Genomic DNA, 16,397 nt, shown 5'->3' with positions numbered 1-16,397 from the left:
GTAAAAAGGATATTACAAGAGAAGATATTTTAAATATTATAAATTGTCGTGGTGAAGAGGAAGATGAATTAGTTTTTGCTAAAAATAGTGGAATATTAGCTCATGCTGTCATTTAAGCCTATACTAAAAACATAAGTCAGATTGGCGGGGTATTTACTCTTCCAGAAGTTAGAGGCAATGGGTATGCTAAAGCTATGGTTTCTAAAATTTGTGACAACATAATAGCTAGAGAAAAGATTCCTACTTTAATGGTTAGCAATGCTAATGTACCAGCAGTAAAGGCTTATAAATCTCTTGGATTTGATTTTTATGATGATTATTTAATGGTTGAATTTTAGAGCTAAAAATATCAGTACAAATAAAAGTCCTAAAGAATCTTAATTCTCTAGGATTTTTATTATTTAATCACTATCATTCAAAAGTTTTTATAAGTTTAAATTTATCCTTATTACATAAGTACAATTTTTCCATATCATCAGTAAAAATATTTTCTACATTATTTTCATACGAAAAGCTAACTCCAATTCCACAATTTGAACTCAATTGTCTAGGTACAGGTAATGTTTCATTTGATATATTATTTTTTAATAGAAATCTATTAAATTTTATAGCTCCTGAATGAGTGTAAAACGTAGCTATATAATCCATATTATTTTTTAGCAGTTAGTAAGAAATCTTCTCCTACATTTTCAATTGAAACATTATAACCTGCATTCTTCATAAATCTCTCTACATTTCCACAAGCTGTATTGTTATCTACCAATACACTAGCTCCATTTTTATTTTCTTCTAGTGCCTTTTTAGTCATTAACACTGGCTCAGGGCATGACATTCCTCTAGCATCAATTTTGACCAACACTTACATCTCCTTTCTTCTTTAAGTTAAAGCTTTTATCTATACTCAAATAAGAAATAGCTAATAAAACTATCATAAATAGTATAGTTGCTATTTGACCATTTACAGTAGCTCCTTTAGCACTTGAAGCAAGTTTAAAATTGTGACTAAAAGCTGCTCCAACAAGCATACCTAATATTGTTATAACTGAATCAATATTTCCTTCTCCTGCTAATATGAGCTGTCTCATAGGACATCCCCCTAGAAGTACTGATCCCCATCCAGCTACTACCATGCCCATAAAGTTCCATAATCCATCAGTATGTGCTATTGGTTGATCTACAAAACCAAGATTAAAATTTCCTAGCATTATATTTCCTATTAGCGCTGCAACAAATATAGCTATAAAACCCCATATTAGATAAGAATCTTTAAATAAAACTAAATCTCTTATTCCTCCAACCATACATATTCTTGTTCTCTGACATATTACACCTACTATTAAACCTATAACTAGTGCTAATAATATTGGAGTATGCATAGAGCCAGGACCTTCTTTTGAAAATATTAAAAGTCCTGAATAAGTTGCAACTAAAGCAAATAATCCAATATTAATTATTGGGAATACAAATCCCTCTATTTTAGTTTGTTTGTAGTTCCTCTTTAAGCTAAATCCTCTATTTAAGAAGAATATTCCTATTAATATCCCTACAGTAAATCCTGCTATTCCGAAAATAGCATTTAAATCTCCACCTGCTAATCTTAAAACCATTCTAGTAGGACAACCTAAAAATACTAATGCTCCTACCATCACCATAAATCCTAAGATAAACCTTATAAATGGTGAAGAGCCTCCTCTAGAACTAAATTCTTTAGTAAAAAAGGAAATTAAAAACGCCCCTAATATCATGCCCATTATTTCAGGTCTTGCATACTGTACAATACCAGTGTTATGTAATCCAAGTGCTCCAGCAGTATCCCTTATAAAGCAAGCAATACAAATTCCCATATTCTTTGGATTACCAAAGTAAACTGATATAACTGCTAGTAAACCAATGATAGCTCCTCCAAGGATTATACCTTTTTTTCCTTTCATAATTTACTCCTCCCCCTAATTTTGTTATTATTAATTATGACGATTCCTTAAGTAAATTTTAACAAATAAGTATAACCCAGTAAAATTATATTATTATATAGACATTCATGTATCTATTTCTAATACTAATAATTGTTAAGGAGGATTATATGAAAACATTTTATATGGACAATGCAGCTACTTCCTTTCCTAAAGCTCCAGGAGTGGCTGAAAGCATGAGCAACTATATTTTAAATATAGGTTGTAACATAAATAGAGGAGTTTATTCTAAATCATTAGAGGCGGAAAACATAGCTTTTGAAACTAGAGAACTCCTATGTTCATTGTTTAATTTTGATAAGCCAGAAAATGTTATATTTACTTCTAACATTACCACTAGTTTGAACATGCTTTTAAAAGGATTGTTAAAAAATGGAGATCATGTTATAGTTTCATCATTGGAGCACAATGCTGTTATGAGGCCACTTTCTTCTTTAGTTAATATTGGAGTAGAATTTTCTAAATGTCCTTGTGATAGTGATGGTAATCTTTACTTAGATAAATTAAGTTCTCTTATAAAAACAAATACTAAAGCTATAATTATGACTCATGCTTCTAATGTATGTGGAACAATTTTGCCATTAAAAAGTATAGGTGAAATTTGTAAGAAACATAACTTATTTTTTATAATTGATGGAGCTCAATCTGCTGGATTCTTAGATATAGATTTTTATGAGCTAAATGCCAGTGCAATAGCCTTTACTGGTCATAAAGGATTACTAGGTCCTCAAGGAATTGGAGGTTTTTTGATAAGTTCTGAGCTGGCTCATAATGCTTCTCCTATAATTGAAGGTGGTACAGGTAGTCTTTCAGAACTAGAAACTCAACCTGAATATATGCCAGATAAATTTGAATCTGGAACACCAAATATTCCTGGAATATATGGCTTAAATACTTCTTTAAAGTACATATTAAAAGAGGGTATATCTTCAATAAGAGAAAAGGAACTACAAATTACTAGTAAATTTTTAAAAGAGATACATAATCTAAGTGAAATAAAAATTATAGGTATAAAAGATAATAAAAATAGAACTGCAGTGGTATCTTTAGATTTTTTAAATAGAGATAATGGTATAGTTTCTCATTATTTAAACAAAAATTATGGAATTTCTACTAGAAGTGGATTACACTGTGCTCCTTCTGCCCATAAAACATTAGGAACTTTCCCTAATGGAACTGTAAGATTTAGCTTTTCTCACTTCACCACCATAGAGGATATAAGTTACTCTATTAATGCAATAAATAAGACTATTAAAATCATTGATAAATACTAATTTTAAAGAGTTTTTTAAATTTAACTTTTAAAGAATGCTATATTTTTTTAGTTTTATATAACTCATATCTTCATATAATAAAAAAGACATAGAATAATATTGATTATTCTATGCCTTCTATTTAAATATTTTGTTTAAAATGAGTTATAGTGGTTTTTTTACTACATCTATAACTGAACCATCTCTATATTCTACTACTGCAACTACTTTATCAGATAACTCTATTGATTTAGGTGTTCCAGTCATTTTTTCTGCTATAGCCTTTAATTCTTCTATTGTCATAACAGGAAGATTAGTACTTTTTAATTTTTCAATTAAGTCTGTTCTTCTTGGATTAACAGCTATTCCTCTTTCTGTTACTATAACATCTATACTTTCCCCAGGAGTTGTTACTGTTGTAACACTATCTTTTATAATTGGAAGTCTAGCTTTTGTAAGCTTAGTAACTATTATAGTTAATTTTGCTCCTGCAGCTGTATCACTATGTCCACCTGAACCTCCCATGATAATTCCATCAGAAGCTGTTGTTACGTTTGTATTAAAGTTTGTATCTATCTCTGTTGCACCTAAGATAACTATATCTAAGTTATTTACAACAGCACCTTTGTTATCTGGATTTCCATACATAGATGCTGACATTCTCATATGCTCATGAGTTGAGGAATAAGATTCAACAGCTTTTAAGTCAAAGCATTGAACATCAAATAGATTTTTAAATAATCCTTCTCTATACATGTCTACTATATATCCAGTTATACCACCAGATGCAAAGCTTCCTTTTATATCTTCTTTTTTCATAAATTCTCTAAGTTCTGCTGCAACAGCTAAAGATATTCCACCAGCTCCAGTTTGGAAGCTCATTCCGTCTTTAACAAGACCTGATGCTATCATTGTATCTAGTGCCATTTTAGCTATTTTAAGTCCAACCGGATCTTTAGTTATTTGAGTTGTACCTGAAACTATTCCTGCTGGATCTCCTATAGACTCTACTTTCACTACATAGTCAACATAAATCTGACTTATTTCTATTGGACAGTTTGGATATGGCACTAAGTTATCTGTAATTGCTACAACTTTATCGGCACCTTCTGCATCTGCTACTGCATATCCAAGTGCTCCACAAGCTGACTTTCCATATAATCCATTAATATTTCCATAGCTATCACAAGCGGGTGCAGCTACAAAAGCAACATCTATATGCAAATCTCCACTTTCAATCGCTCTTGCTCTTCCGCCATGACTATGCATTACTGCTGGATACTTTAATTTTCCTTCTGATATAGCTTTTGCTACTGGACCTGATATATAGTTTGCAGCAATTCTTGTAACTACTCCACTTTCCATATATTTTACAAGTGGCGCATGTATTGGGAATATTGAACTTGCTGCTATCCCTAAATCCTTAATTCCTCTTTTAGCAATAGCTTCTACTACTGTATTTAAAACATAATCACCATTTCTTAAATGATGGTGAAAAGATATTGTCATTCCATCTTTTATATTAATTTTATCTAAAACTTCTTCTATACTATCTACAAGCTTTTCATCCATTGGAGTTACAGATTTTATATTTACTGTAGCCTTTTTCTTTTCTCCAGCTTTTTTAAAGGCACCTTCAAAAGGTATAACCTCACCATATCCTTCTATAAAGCTTGGAAGTTCACGTCCTAATACGTTCTTCATTTTATCACCTCAATATTTAACCTTTATTAAATAAGTCCTAAAACTTTTGCTAATTCTACTGTAGTCTTAGCTCTATTGATGATTGGAGCATCTACCATTTTTCCATCTAATGAGAATACTCCCTTACCTTCTTTTTCTGCTTCTTCCATAGCCTCTAAAACTCTTTCTGCATGTCTTATTTCTGCTGCAGTAGGTGCAAATACTGAATGAATTCCATCTATTTGTCTTGGATTTATAGATGCTTTACCTGTCATTCCAAGAGATTTAGCCTTGGTTGTGTCTGCTAGTAATCCTTCACTATCATTAGTATCTGTAAATGGAGTATCTATAGAGTCCACTCTCATTGCCCTGCAAGCTATAGCAACTCTATTTCTTGCGTAGAAGATCTCTTCTCCAACTTTAGTTCTCTTAATACCCATATCTGAAGTATAATCTTCTCCTCCAAGTAAAACTCCTACAACTCTATCTGAAGCCTTTATTATAGTATAAACATTTTCTACACCATAAGCTGATTCTACTATTGGTAATAATTTTATAGATTTAGCTTCAAAACCTTCTTCATTTTCTATTTTAGTAAGTCTTCTATCTATTTCTTCAAGTTCCTCTTCTGTAGCTTTAGGCACCATCAATGCGTCTGGTTTAACTCTTGCAATTACATCTATATCTTCATTAGCATATTCTGTTGAAAGAGGGTTAATCCTTACCACAACTTCAACATTGCTATAATCTACATTTTTTATAGCTTCTCTAACAAGTATTCTTGCACTATCCTTTTCTGTAAGGCTAACAGCATCTTCTAAATCTAATATAATAGAATCAGCTCCAAGAATCCCTGCATTTTGAAGCATTCCTGGATTATTACCAGGCATAAAAAGCATAGTTCTTCTTAATTTTTTCATAGTATTCACCTCTATTACTGTGCTCTTTTAACAGCAGTTTCTACTCTAGCTTTTATAGTATAATCTAATGCTCCTTTATCTTGAGCCTTAACTATAGCTTTTTCTACACCTAAATCATTTAGTGTATCTAGTATAGCTTTTCTTATTTCATCACCAAATTGTTTTATAACTATACTTTCAAGGTCTAATTCTATCCCACCTTCATCATTTGGCATAACCATTATATAAATGTCATTAGATTCTAGTGTTCCTGCTTTTGCAATTTTCTTGATTTCCATACTATCACCTCAAACTATTTAAATATGCCTCTTTACCTATTTCGTAAAGGTTATTTCCTTCGCTATCAATAACAACTACTAACGGTAGGTCCTCTACTTCAAGTTTTCTTATAGCTTCTGCACCTAAATCTTCATAAGTAATAATTTCTGCAGATTTTACACATTTAGCTATAAGTGCTGCTGCACCACCAATAGCAGCAAAGTAAACAGCACCATTTTTAATCATTGAATCTATAACTTCTTGAGAACGTAAGCCTTTCCCTACCATTCCTCTTAAGCCCTTTTCTAAAAGCTGTGGAGTATATGCATCCATTCTATAGCTTGTAGTAGGACCTGCTGAACCTATTGCCATCCCTGGTTTCGCTGGTGTTGGTCCAACATAATATATGACACTATCCTTAACATCTATAGGTAGTTCTTCACCTTTATCTATTAAATCAACTAATCTTTTATGTGCAGCATCTCTTGCTGTATATATTGTTCCAGAAAGTAAAACGCTATCACCTGCTTTTAAGTCTTTAACTTTTTCTTCAGTTAATGGCATGGTAACTCTTTTTTCCATTATAAATCCCCCCTTAAATTAAAGCTCTACTTCAGCATGTCTTGTAGCATGACAATTTATATTAACTGCTACAGGAAGCCCTGCAATATGTGTTGGGTAACTTTCTATATTTACCGCAAGTGCAGTACTTCTTCCTCCAAAGCCTTGTGGTCCTATTCCTAAATTATTAATTAGCTCCAATAATTCTTTTTCGAGCTCTTCATAGAAAGGATTTGAATTTCTTATTTCTACTGGTCTTATTAATGCTTTCTTAGCTAGGTTTGCTGCTTTATCAAAAGTTCCTCCAACTCCTACTCCAACAATTATTGGTGGGCATGGATTTGGACCTGCTTCTTTAACAACTTTTAATACAAAATCTTTAACACCTTGTAATCCATCAGATGGTTTTAACATCTTTAATTGACTCATATTTTCTGAACCAAAACCTTTTGGTGCTACAGTTATTTTTAATTTATCACCAGTCACAACATTATAATATATTACTCCCGGAGTATTATCTTTTGTGTTAACTCTATCTAATGGATCTTTAACTACTGATTTTCTTAAGAATCCATCGCCATAACCACGTCTTATACCTTCATTTATAGCTTCTTCTAAGTTTCCGCCTACTATATGAACATCTTGACCTAACTCTACAAATACACAAGCCATTCCTGTGTCTTGACACATTGGCATATCTTCATTTTCAGCAATTTTAGCATTAGCTATTATTTTATCTAATATCCCCTGAGCTATAGCCCAATCCTCTTTATCTCTAGCATTAATTAAAGCATTTTTAACGTCATCACCTAAGTAGTAGTTAGCATCTATGCACAGCTTTCTAACTGCTTTAATTATCTCTGAAACATTTATTTCTTTCATAAAAATTCCTCCATGCCTAATATTTTTTCACTTATATATTCAATTATAGTGTAAAAGGCAGTTTGTATAAACCGCCTTTCACTTGTTACATATATTATTTGTTTCTTCTATTAATTAATGCAATTACTCTGTTCATTTCATTGTTTACTATCATGTAACCTTCGTCAACACCCATACCTGGTTTTGCTAAACATTGGTCTGCTCCACAAGCTATAGCAATATTAGTACAGATTTCCGCTGATCTATTTGTTTCGTTACATGTTCCACCACAATAAGCTCCTACACCTTTTTCTTTACAGTATAGTATAGCTTCAATAATATTATTTACTCCACCAAGGTCTGGAGTTTTTATTTGAAGCATATGTCCTGATTTATTATCAGCGAAGAACTTAACATCATGAAAAGTATTGCACCATTCATCAGCAACAAGTTCAACATTTATTCCTCTGTTATCAAGCTCAGTTGTTAAATCTCTTAAAGCTTCCATTTGTCTTTCTCTGTGCTCAACATCCATAGGTCCTTCTATTCTTAATTTGAATGGTTTAGCAGCTTCTTCTAATGTAGCTAAATAATCAGCCATAGCTTTTATATCATAATCAAAGGCTACTCCAATTGTTCCATAAACGTCAATGTGGAATATTGGACTATAGTCTTCGTTTGTTCTTAATTTTAATACTCTTTCGCTTAACCATTTAACATATGCATGTAATTTCTCACCTTTAGTTCCTAGCTTGTCCTCTACATGGTTAATTAATGCGTGAGGCATTACATCTGCACCTTTTATTATCATTTTGTCAGCATTTGAGTATCTGTCATCTCCTGATTGAGTGAATATTGGAATTCTCTTTATATCTACTCCTGTGTTGTATTCTTCTTTTACAACTTCAGCCATAGTTACCTTTTTAGCTTTAGCAACTCCATCAAGTATTGCTTGAGTTACACCATATCTTATAGCAGTATGCAATCTCTTTCCATCAACTGTCATATGATCAAACTCTTCTGCTAATGCTTTAAAACTTTCAAGCTCTCTTCCAATTAGCTTTGGTGCTATTTCTTTTTCTATAACAGGTATAAAATCCTTAGCTAAAAATAGCGGATCTCTTCCACCAGCTCCGGAATATTGTACTGCAGCACAATCTCCAGTGGCTACTTGACCATCTTCAAGGATTAACATTACAGATATAGATTCACCTGCTTGTCTTACTGATGTAAATCCATCTGTTACAGGCTCTCCAACATATGTGAATCCATCATGTCCCGCTCCTTTTTTTATTGCTCTTTGGTCGTCAAAATAGAATCCTGTTCTTCCTGCTGAACATACTACGTCAACAATTTTCATTTTAAAACACCTTGCCTTCTTAAATTTTGTTATTAGCTTTTTAAATTGTTTTTATAATTATTCAGGTCTTCCTACTAGTCTTCCTTTTCCAACTGCAAATATATCATCAACTGTCATTTGGAATCCAACTTCTCTACCTTCGAACTTTCCTCTTTCTTCTAACTTCTTCATGTTATAAGCTTTTAGTTCTTCAGTAAATGGAACGTTACCAAATTTCAAGTATCTTACTGCTCCATTGTTGTCTCTTGCAGGCATCATCTTACCAGCATTATACTTACTTGGTGCAAATGGAATATCAATTACTCCCATTTCAATTCCTTTAACAGCTCCTATTGCTAAGTCACCATTTCCAACTTCATATAATTTATCTATCATACATTTAGTTTCTGCTTTTATAATTTCTATTTCAGTTCTTAACTCTTCACACATCGGTAATCTTTGACCTCTTAATAAGTTAAGAGTCATTTTAGTAGCTTTTATACCTTGAGCATTTGCTTCTTTTGTTGGTATACCTATAGCTTCATGAGTTGTTTTAACTATAACTTTTGTAGCTCCTGATAATGCTGCTGCTGCTGCACCAGTAGAAATAACTCCATAAGCTTTAGCCTCATCAGCTGGGAATCCACCCATCCATTGATGGAATACTGTAGTTAAATATACATCATTGTATCCATTAGCTTTTAAGTATTCATTACATTGCTCTTCTAATGCTCTTATAGCAGCAACATCTTGTACTAAATTTCCGCATTGTCCATATCCAACTGTTATATTCTTAACACCTTGCTCTGCTGCAAGTAATGCTTCTACTATAGCTACTGCATTTGAAGTACTTGGTGGAACTAATGTACCAGTTAATGGTCCATATGGTTCTCTGTTTATAGATACTCCATGCTCTTCATAATATCCAACTAATCTATCGCAATACTGCCAATCTAATATTGTTTTTTCTAATGTAACATTTTTAGCATATGGTATGTTATAAGAAATACCACCGCCCTCATTTGAAGTCCATCCTGATGCATGTGTAATTTCAGCAAGTAATCTTCCATCTGGAGTACCGTGCCTTGATTCTAATGGTAAGTTAACAGCCTCGAAAACTTCTCTACAACCTTTAAGTCCATGGTTAACTCCTGGGAAACCATTTAATAAAGATCTGCCTTCTTTTATACTTTCTTTAATACCAATTTCGCATTCTTCATATCTATTTTGTCTTGTATAGCTATCTATTGTAGAAGGTAAAAGGTCTGCTCCACCTTCATTTTGAAGAAAGTTTAATAACTCTATATGCTTATCTATTAATGCAACCCCTGCTCTAGGTTGTGCTAATGTTATACCTTCCTCTTTTGCTTTTATAAGCTTTTTAGCAAAGTTTTTATGGTCTGGAATTCTTTTATTATATTCGATTGCTTCTTGTAAATCTATTTCCTTACCTGTTGGCCATTGAGCTAAGACTTCTTCTCTTACCTTAAAAAACTCTTCTTCAGTCCATTTTTTATTTTTTAATTCCACTTTAAATTACCTCCTGATAATTACACTCTGACTAAATATTTTTTCATGATTCTAACAGCTTTATCCGGATAATCTTGAGCTAACAATCCCATAGCTGATAATATATATGTTTTATCTAATAAATATTTTGCATCTTGCGGTCTTAGTGAAATTGGATTTTCACTACTAAAAGTGCCTGCACTTAAAATTTCTCCTGGATTTCTACTATGAACTAATACTCCTCCAGTTCCTATCATATACTTAACTTCCATTAAATCTTTTCCTGTTTGGTTATAAACTACACCCATAGGAGTGTATACATTTTCTATCACTCCTGAATGTCTTTCCATTGATAGTTCTGTAGCAATTTTTGCCATAGCTTCATCAAATTTTATCTCATCCTCATTTTCAGGAACCATCTTTATATTCTTATTTCTGTATGTACAGCACTCCTCTATATTAATTTCTCTTTTATCATCTTTTAAATATTTCCTAAGTTTTCTACTCCCTGCTGCTTCCCATAGAGAAATTGCAGAATATCTCATTCCAAGATCACCCTCTACTGTTCTTTTAGCAAAAGGTTCCTCAAGTCCTCTCATATTTACTCCTGCTTTTGTAGGTTCGCCATCTGCAATAGAATGTATATCTGTAGTGGCACCACCAATATCAACAATTACTAAATCACCAATACCTTCTTCTTCATCGCTACCTTCACTTAAAACTCTTGCTGCTTTAAGTACAGCTGCTGGCGTTGGCATCAATATGCCATTTACAAAATTCTCAGCATTGGAAAGTCCTTTTGCATCTGTTATTTTCTCCATGAAAACTTTTCTTATTTCTTCACGAGCTGGCTCAACATTTAATGAATTTAGTTGTGGCATAACATTTTCTGTTATACTAAAATATAAATTGGCTTTTGTAAACATTCTCTTTATTTCATCATTAGCACTTTTGTTACCAGCTACTACTATAGGAACATTTAGTTTAGAATTAACGATCATTTCTGCATTATGCAAAATACACTGTTTATTTCCACCATTTGTTCCTCCAGCAAGTAATATTATATCTACATCAGAATTTTCAATTTCATTAATTTCATCTTCTGTTAATTCATAACTATAAACTTTCAGTACTCTTGCTCCTGCGCCTAATGCAGCTCTTTTAGCTGCTTCTGCTGTAAGTTCAGGTACAAGTCCAATAGCAACCATCTTTAATCCACCAGCTGCTGATGAACAAGCTAATTTTTTTACAAAGTTCACATCTTTTCCTTCTAATAGCTTTTGAATCTTTTTATAAGACTTATTAAATCCTACCATTATATCATCTTCTATTGTCGTAATATCTTTTGCTGTAGCTATTATTTCTTCAGTTTCTATATCTACAGCTGTCAACTTCGTATAGGTGCTTCCAAAGTCTAAAAGTAAATATGCATCCACCTAAATCACTCCACCTTTATTATAGTAAACCTAAGTCTTCTTTTAAATCATGAATTGTTGTTTCAAGAGTAGTTCCTGGTGGGTAAACTCTATCGAATCCCATTGATTTAAACCTAACTTGTACCTCTTCCCAGTTCTGCTTTCCTACAACTATATTTCCACCTACATAAAGTAATATTTCTTTAAGTCCTGCTTCATCACATTTTTCTCTTAAGCCTCTACAGTCGATTTCACCATGTCCATATAATGAAGATACTATTATTGCATCAGCATTTGTTTCTACTGCCGCATTTATAAAATCCTCTTGTGGTGATAAAACTCCTATGTTTTCTACATTAAATCCTGCTTCTGTTAAAGCATAGTCTAATATTTTATTACCAACTGCATGACAATCTGCTCCTATAACTCCAAGAACCAAAGTCTTCTTTTCCATTTTTAAAAGCCTCCTAAAAATTAATTGTGATTTTGCTTATATTTTATTTCTATAATTTTAGATTTAAGCGCTTTTACAGAGCCATTATCTAAACTATAGGAAAACTCAATTATTTCTTTATTCTGTAAATTCAGCCTAGAAACATCCTTATATCTACCAGGTGTAACTATAAGCACATCAAACTCTTCAATTATTTGCTTTACCTTTTCTTCATCTAGATCATTGAAATAATCTACTTTCAAATCTCCTAGTCCTGCACCTTCCAGTGCGGATTTTATTTTAAATATAAATTCCTCAGATAAGCATATAAAACCAAACTTACTATCTGCTGGGTGCCTAGCTATTTTAACAATAGATTCCAGATTTGGATTAATGGCAACCCCTAGTACTTCCTTGTCCATATGTTTAATGGAATTCTTAACTTCATTAACATGATTGAAGGTTGCTATTATTACTTGACATTGTTCAATAATATTAGCTGTTTCTTCTGTCATTTTATCTAAATCTCCAACTGTTAATGGCACCACATTCATATTGCTATTTTTTGTAAGCTGTCTGCTAAACATTCTAGCTTGTTCAATATTACATTCTACAAAGACTGCAGTTATTCTTTCCATTAATTCTTTTTTCTCTTTTACTCTTTGGACTACTATCTCTAAAAAGTCTTCTGCTTCCACACCAATTTCTAAGGCCTCTTCAAGTGCCAAGTCTACAAATTTGACAATCTTATTTTTTACCTCTTGGTCTTTCCAAGATATAGCCTCTTCAGCAACAAAAGTGCCTTTTCCTTGAATGGATCTTAATACTCCACTGCTTTCAAGTTGATTGTAAGCTGTACTTATTGTATTTCTGCTTACATTTAGCTCTTGAGAAAGCTCTCTTTCTGTTGGCATTTTACTTCCAACCTTGAGAGTACCTTCTTTAATCAAGTCCATAATTTGCTTTTTAACTTGAATATACAGCGGTATCCCACATTTTTTATCTACCACAATATTCATAAAATACCTCCCAAAGTTGTTAATGGATTAATGGACTAATCCATTCCCACCGTTATAATATCATATGGACCTATTTAATTCAACGCCAATTTTATAAAAATTAAGAAAAAAGTCAACCTTCAAATTGAAGATAGACTTTTTTCTTGCTTTTTTCTGACTATTCACTTTAGTATGATATAAGTGTGCTATATTAAACTGCAGCTCTATTAAATTTTATAACATAAATTAATAATTTTTTTCGTTTTTTGTTATTCCAATTAAATTTTTCATTAACAAATGGACTTTTTTTAGCTTTTCTTTAGTCCAATTGGACTCAATTGGACTTTTCAAAATATTCTCTTATTGATTTATAAAGTGACTCTGCAACTTTTTTTTGATAACTTTCATCCTTTAAAAGTTCTAAATCTTGCTTATTAGATAAAAAACCACATTCAACTATAACACCTGGCATGGTATCATTGCATCTTAATACCTTATACATATCCTTAGCTGGCTTTGCTAATCTAGTATTATTCTCATCTAAATCCATCCTTAAATTGTTTTGCATTATTTTAGCAACAACCTCACTTTCAGGATTATTAGAATACCATACTTGTGCCCCCTTACAACTAGGTTGTTTAAACTTATTTAAATGTATACTCACAAACATGTTACAATCTGTTTCTTTTTTAAGATCACATCTTTTGTTTAAATCTTGTCTTTTTTTCTCTTTAACAGTACCACTATCTGTATATAATCCTATATCCTCATCTCTGGTCAATATAGCTTTATATCCTGATTCCATAAGTAATTTTTGTAAATGCAATGATATGTTTAAATTGATATGCTTTTCTACTGTACCATCGCTAGCACTAGCCCCTCCATCCATTCCTCCATGACCAGGGTCTATTAATATAACTTTAGTCCCCATCATTTTATCCACTTCCATACTTGTTGTAGTCTTAGCTGATTTTATATTTATAGCTAATATTCCTACTAATGAAATTGATATAACTAATAATGATACAATTAAATTCTTATTTTTATATCTCATAAAACCACCTTTAATATATTACTCTGTAACTATATTTATTCAGCTAGTCCATAGTTTATTATTACATTCTTATAATATAGGAATAAGTTTTTATGGATGACTAGAATTTCAAATCTTAGTTGAACTAGTACTAAAAGTTAACAATGAAAAAATATTAACTCCCTTAAAATTGATTTCTTATTCAATTCTTTATTTTAACTTCTTCTTCCTCTTCAATTAGAATTTATCTATGACTATTCCTATTGATGAAGCTTTTATATGTGGGTTTCCTATGAGCTTTTTAAGCTCTTCTTTAGTTCCAATTATAGTAGTACCTAACATATAAGTATTTTCTAATTGTAATTTGTTCTTTTCCTTCAATTCCTCATAAATTTTTCTATGTTCATAATATTTACTATTCTGTAGATTTTCTAAAAACTTATTATAGCTATCATCTAATGTTACATCTCCAGTATCACTCCATACAGATATGCCAACAGCATTTTCCTCATTAATATAACAAGCTTTGAAATCATAATTATCTACTTCATCTTTAAATTTTTCAATATCCTCATCTAAAAAAGTATCTATCCAATACCAAGTTTTATTAATTTCAGCCTTATCCAATTATATCTATCTATAATTGGATAAGGCTTATCAAAGGAAATCCCAATTTCTATCAACTTGTCATCAGGAATTTTATCTAGTTCTGCTAAATCATTTTTATATTCCTTATAATCTACATTAGTGTGAAAAAACATCATCTTTCTATAACCATTTTCTCAATACCTACTTGGTCATTGTCCTGAAGTATGACTGCTACCTCTTCCTCCTCGCTATTTGAGCTGGAATCAATCCAAAAGCCATTCTGTTTGCTTCTAATATGACTGACTTATTTCGTAAATTTTTACTAATCTATAATCTCCAATTCCACTCAAAATGCTAAAATCATATTTAGCTTTACTTATATATCCATTTGAAGCCATAAGCCTACATATGCCTCTTCTCTTTTTGCAGCTTCAATACAAATTCTAGATGTTAAAAATAAATTTCCTATATAATTAACTATTAAAATTATTAATACTATCAAAGTAATCTTTATTATTGTTTCCTTTTCCCTTTTAAACAGCTCTATTTAACTTCTCGTCATCATATATGTCCTCTAACTTATTTTCTATTCATTATAATCCCCCAAAGTCTTTTAAATTGATTTCTAGCCCTATATAGATAGGTTCTGACAGTATTTTCATTCATATTTAAAAGCTTTCCTATTTCTAAATAGCTAAGCCCATTTCATACTTTAATATTAGTAAACCCTTATATCCATCTTTCATTTTATTTAGTGTATTTCTTACTTTCTTATTATTCTCTTTGAAAATGAGTTTATCTGTAAAATCTTCATCTAAAACAAATTTATTATAAAACTCTTCTTCATCTATACTAATTTATTTTCTTGACTTTTTCCTTCTAACTAATAGTATTTCTACAATTATTAAGTCCAACTTTAAAAATCCATGATGATAATTTACTAATGTCTACCCCATCCATATGCCCAATAGCTTTAATAAAACTATCCTTAATTATATCTTCTGCCTCTCACTGCTACAGCCATTACTCAAAAGGTATCCATATATAATTCTTACTTGAGTTTTATAAAGTCTTAATAATATATCCTTATCCATTTAATCCTCTCTTGCTTTCCCTTTAAACATCTGAATGAAAATAATAAACCAAAGATGTTAGTATATTTTATATCTGACAACATAGTCTGATGGAAAATAGGCTGACATAGTGGTCTATTATTTTTTTGAAGACACCTTATACTAATTAGACACATTAAACTCTAAAAAGTATACAATATTTCAGTTTAAGAAATTAATTCATTAAGAATTAATTCCAACTATAATTCTTAATCTTTCATTCTTAATTTTTCATTCATAACATTATATTACTGATATATTAACTTACATTTGAATATCTCTTCACTCTCCTGCTTTTTTATGAACTACCTTCAAAATCTTTTATTAGTTTCTTATTTTATATAACTAATAAAATCCCTTGTAATTTTATTACAAGGAATTTTAAAATGTACAATTATAATATATATTCAAAAAAATAACTAGTCAGTATACTTATTTGTTTTTTCGCATACTTACTAGTTTAT

At 31.3% G+C, this 16,397-nt stretch carries 20 protein-coding genes; 2 read left to right on the top strand and 18 right to left on the bottom strand.

Annotated elements, in window-relative coordinates:
- The first annotated feature begins 131 nt into the window (after positions 1-131).
- Positions 132-338, top strand: coding sequence for a GNAT family N-acetyltransferase (locus B3603_RS04190; protein ID WP_291561459.1), 207 nt, complete (start codon positions 132-134; stop codon positions 336-338).
- A 73-nt stretch (positions 339-411) separates the two neighbouring features.
- On the opposite strand, the gene B3603_RS04185 is transcribed toward B3603_RS04190, so the two are convergent.
- From B3603_RS04185 to yedE, 3 genes are read right to left on the bottom strand one after another with little or no spacing between them, the layout of a single operon-like run.
- Positions 412-648: a DUF3343 domain-containing protein gene (locus B3603_RS04185; protein WP_291561091.1), complete on the bottom strand. Its 237-nt coding sequence runs from the start codon at positions 646-648 to the stop codon at positions 412-414.
- A gap of 1 nt (position 649) precedes the next feature.
- A complete protein-coding gene (locus B3603_RS04180; RefSeq protein ID WP_349676783.1) occupies positions 650-859 on the bottom strand; it encodes a sulfurtransferase TusA family protein in 210 nt (69 codons plus the stop codon).
- The gene (gene yedE, locus B3603_RS04175) at positions 843-1,931 is read right to left on the bottom strand and encodes a YedE family putative selenium transporter (RefSeq protein ID WP_291561085.1); all 1,089 of its coding nucleotides are present in this window, start codon (positions 1,929-1,931) and stop codon (positions 843-845) included. The genes B3603_RS04180 and yedE overlap by 17 nt, the downstream gene beginning before the upstream one ends.
- A 149-nt stretch (positions 1,932-2,080) precedes the next feature.
- Between yedE and B3603_RS04170 the strand changes: the two genes are divergently transcribed.
- On the top strand, positions 2,081-3,244 hold the full coding sequence (locus B3603_RS04170; protein ID WP_291561083.1) for an aminotransferase class V-fold PLP-dependent enzyme: 1,164 nt from the start codon (positions 2,081-2,083) through the stop codon (positions 3,242-3,244).
- Between the two features lie 144 nt (positions 3,245-3,388).
- Here the strand turns inward: B3603_RS04170 and citF are convergent, their stop codons facing one another.
- The 15 genes from citF to B3603_RS23190 all read right to left on the bottom strand — a co-directional run bounded on the left by citF (position 3,389) and on the right by B3603_RS23190 (position 15,487).
- The gene (gene citF, locus B3603_RS04165; RefSeq protein WP_291561081.1) at positions 3,389-4,927 is read right to left on the bottom strand and encodes a citrate lyase subunit alpha; all 1,539 of its coding nucleotides are present in this window, start codon (positions 4,925-4,927) and stop codon (positions 3,389-3,391) included.
- A 26-nt stretch (positions 4,928-4,953) separates the two neighbouring features.
- Positions 4,954-5,826, bottom strand: coding sequence for an HpcH/HpaI aldolase/citrate lyase family protein (locus tag B3603_RS04160; RefSeq protein ID WP_291561079.1), 873 nt, complete (start codon positions 5,824-5,826; stop codon positions 4,954-4,956).
- A 14-nt stretch (positions 5,827-5,840) separates the two neighbouring features.
- A complete protein-coding gene (gene citD / locus B3603_RS04155) occupies positions 5,841-6,104 on the bottom strand; it encodes a citrate lyase acyl carrier protein (RefSeq protein ID WP_291561077.1) in 264 nt (87 codons plus the stop codon).
- Positions 6,105-6,108: 4 nt separating this feature from the next.
- Positions 6,109-6,666, bottom strand: coding sequence for a Fe-S-containing hydro-lyase (locus B3603_RS04150; RefSeq protein ID WP_291561074.1), 558 nt, complete (start codon positions 6,664-6,666; stop codon positions 6,109-6,111).
- Positions 6,667-6,684: 18 nt separating this feature from the next.
- On the bottom strand, positions 6,685-7,527 hold the full coding sequence (locus B3603_RS04145; protein ID WP_291561071.1) for a fumarate hydratase: 843 nt from the start codon (positions 7,525-7,527) through the stop codon (positions 6,685-6,687).
- Between the two features lie 94 nt (positions 7,528-7,621).
- A complete protein-coding gene (locus tag B3603_RS04140) occupies positions 7,622-8,866 on the bottom strand; it encodes a methylaspartate ammonia-lyase (RefSeq protein WP_291561069.1) in 1,245 nt (414 codons plus the stop codon).
- 57 nt (positions 8,867-8,923) lie between these two features.
- Positions 8,924-10,375 carry a methylaspartate mutase subunit E gene (locus B3603_RS04135; RefSeq protein WP_291561067.1) on the bottom strand — a complete coding sequence of 484 codons (1,452 nt, stop codon included), beginning with the start codon at positions 10,373-10,375 and terminating at the stop codon, positions 8,924-8,926.
- A gap of 20 nt (positions 10,376-10,395) precedes the next feature.
- A complete protein-coding gene (gene glmL, locus B3603_RS04130; RefSeq protein WP_291561063.1) occupies positions 10,396-11,790 on the bottom strand; it encodes a methylaspartate mutase accessory protein GlmL in 1,395 nt (464 codons plus the stop codon).
- 19 nt (positions 11,791-11,809) lie between these two features.
- Positions 11,810-12,223, bottom strand: coding sequence for a methylaspartate mutase subunit S (gene glmS, locus B3603_RS04125; protein WP_291561060.1), 414 nt, complete (start codon positions 12,221-12,223; stop codon positions 11,810-11,812).
- 20 nt (positions 12,224-12,243) lie between these two features.
- Complete coding sequence (locus tag B3603_RS04120) at positions 12,244-13,221, bottom strand: GntR family transcriptional regulator (protein WP_291561058.1); 978 nt, start codon at positions 13,219-13,221, stop codon at positions 12,244-12,246.
- Between the two features lie 313 nt (positions 13,222-13,534).
- The gene (gene cwlD, locus B3603_RS04115; RefSeq protein WP_291561055.1) at positions 13,535-14,254 is read right to left on the bottom strand and encodes an N-acetylmuramoyl-L-alanine amidase CwlD; all 720 of its coding nucleotides are present in this window, start codon (positions 14,252-14,254) and stop codon (positions 13,535-13,537) included.
- Positions 14,255-14,470: 216 nt separating this feature from the next.
- Entirely contained in the window at positions 14,471-14,860 is a 390-nt protein-coding gene (locus tag B3603_RS04110) for an anti sigma factor C-terminal domain-containing protein (RefSeq protein WP_291561053.1), read from the bottom strand.
- A complete protein-coding gene (locus tag B3603_RS04105; protein WP_291561051.1) occupies positions 14,821-14,997 on the bottom strand; it encodes a hypothetical protein in 177 nt (58 codons plus the stop codon). The genes B3603_RS04110 and B3603_RS04105 overlap by 40 nt, the downstream gene beginning before the upstream one ends.
- 200 nt (positions 14,998-15,197) lie before the next feature.
- A complete protein-coding gene (locus B3603_RS04100) occupies positions 15,198-15,323 on the bottom strand; it encodes a hypothetical protein (protein ID WP_291561049.1) in 126 nt (41 codons plus the stop codon).
- 77 nt (positions 15,324-15,400) lie between these two features.
- Positions 15,401-15,487 carry a hypothetical protein gene (locus tag B3603_RS23190; protein ID WP_396151840.1) on the bottom strand — a complete coding sequence of 29 codons (87 nt, stop codon included), beginning with the start codon at positions 15,485-15,487 and terminating at the stop codon, positions 15,401-15,403.
- Positions 15,488-16,397: the final 910 nt, after the last annotated feature.

The organism is Clostridium sp. UBA2485 (assembly GCF_002341865.1).
Classification (GTDB): Bacteria; Bacillota; Clostridia; order Clostridiales; family Clostridiaceae; genus Clostridium_J.
This window is presented reverse-complemented; position numbering and strand designations above follow the sequence as displayed.

Bases quoted from the DNA above. Each gene is read 5' to 3' on its own strand.
- citD (WP_291561077.1), bottom strand. From the start codon at position 6,104: ATGGAAATCAAGAAAATTGCAAAAGCAGGAACACTAGAATCTAATGAC.
- B3603_RS04160 (WP_291561079.1), bottom strand. From the start codon at position 5,826: ATGAAAAAATTAAGAAGAACTATGCTTTTTATGCCTGGTAATAATCCA.
- B3603_RS04140 (WP_291561069.1), bottom strand. From the start codon at position 8,866: ATGAAAATTGTTGACGTAGTATGTTCAGCAGGAAGAACAGGATTCTAT.
- B3603_RS04120 (WP_291561058.1), bottom strand. From the start codon at position 13,221: ATGAATATTGTGGTAGATAAAAAATGTGGGATACCGCTGTATATTCAA.
- B3603_RS04105 (WP_291561051.1), bottom strand. From the start codon at position 14,997: ATGATGTTTTTTCACACTAATGTAGATTATAAGGAATATAAAAATGAT.
- yedE (WP_291561085.1), bottom strand. From the start codon at position 1,931: ATGAAAGGAAAAAAAGGTATAATCCTTGGAGGAGCTATCATTGGTTTA.
- B3603_RS04170 (WP_291561083.1), top strand. From the start codon at position 2,081: ATGAAAACATTTTATATGGACAATGCAGCTACTTCCTTTCCTAAAGCT.
- glmS (WP_291561060.1), bottom strand. From the start codon at position 12,223: ATGGAAAAGAAGACTTTGGTTCTTGGAGTTATAGGAGCAGATTGTCAT.
- B3603_RS04150 (WP_291561074.1), bottom strand. From the start codon at position 6,666: ATGGAAAAAAGAGTTACCATGCCATTAACTGAAGAAAAAGTTAAAGAC.
- citF (WP_291561081.1), bottom strand. From the start codon at position 4,927: ATGAAGAACGTATTAGGACGTGAACTTCCAAGCTTTATAGAAGGATAT.
- B3603_RS23190 (WP_396151840.1), bottom strand. From the start codon at position 15,487: ATGAATGAAAATACTGTCAGAACCTATCTATATAGGGCTAGAAATCAA.
- B3603_RS04185 (WP_291561091.1), bottom strand. From the start codon at position 648: ATGGATTATATAGCTACGTTTTACACTCATTCAGGAGCTATAAAATTT.
- cwlD (WP_291561055.1), bottom strand. From the start codon at position 14,254: ATGAGATATAAAAATAAGAATTTAATTGTATCATTATTAGTTATATCA.
- B3603_RS04145 (WP_291561071.1), bottom strand. From the start codon at position 7,527: ATGAAAGAAATAAATGTTTCAGAGATAATTAAAGCAGTTAGAAAGCTG.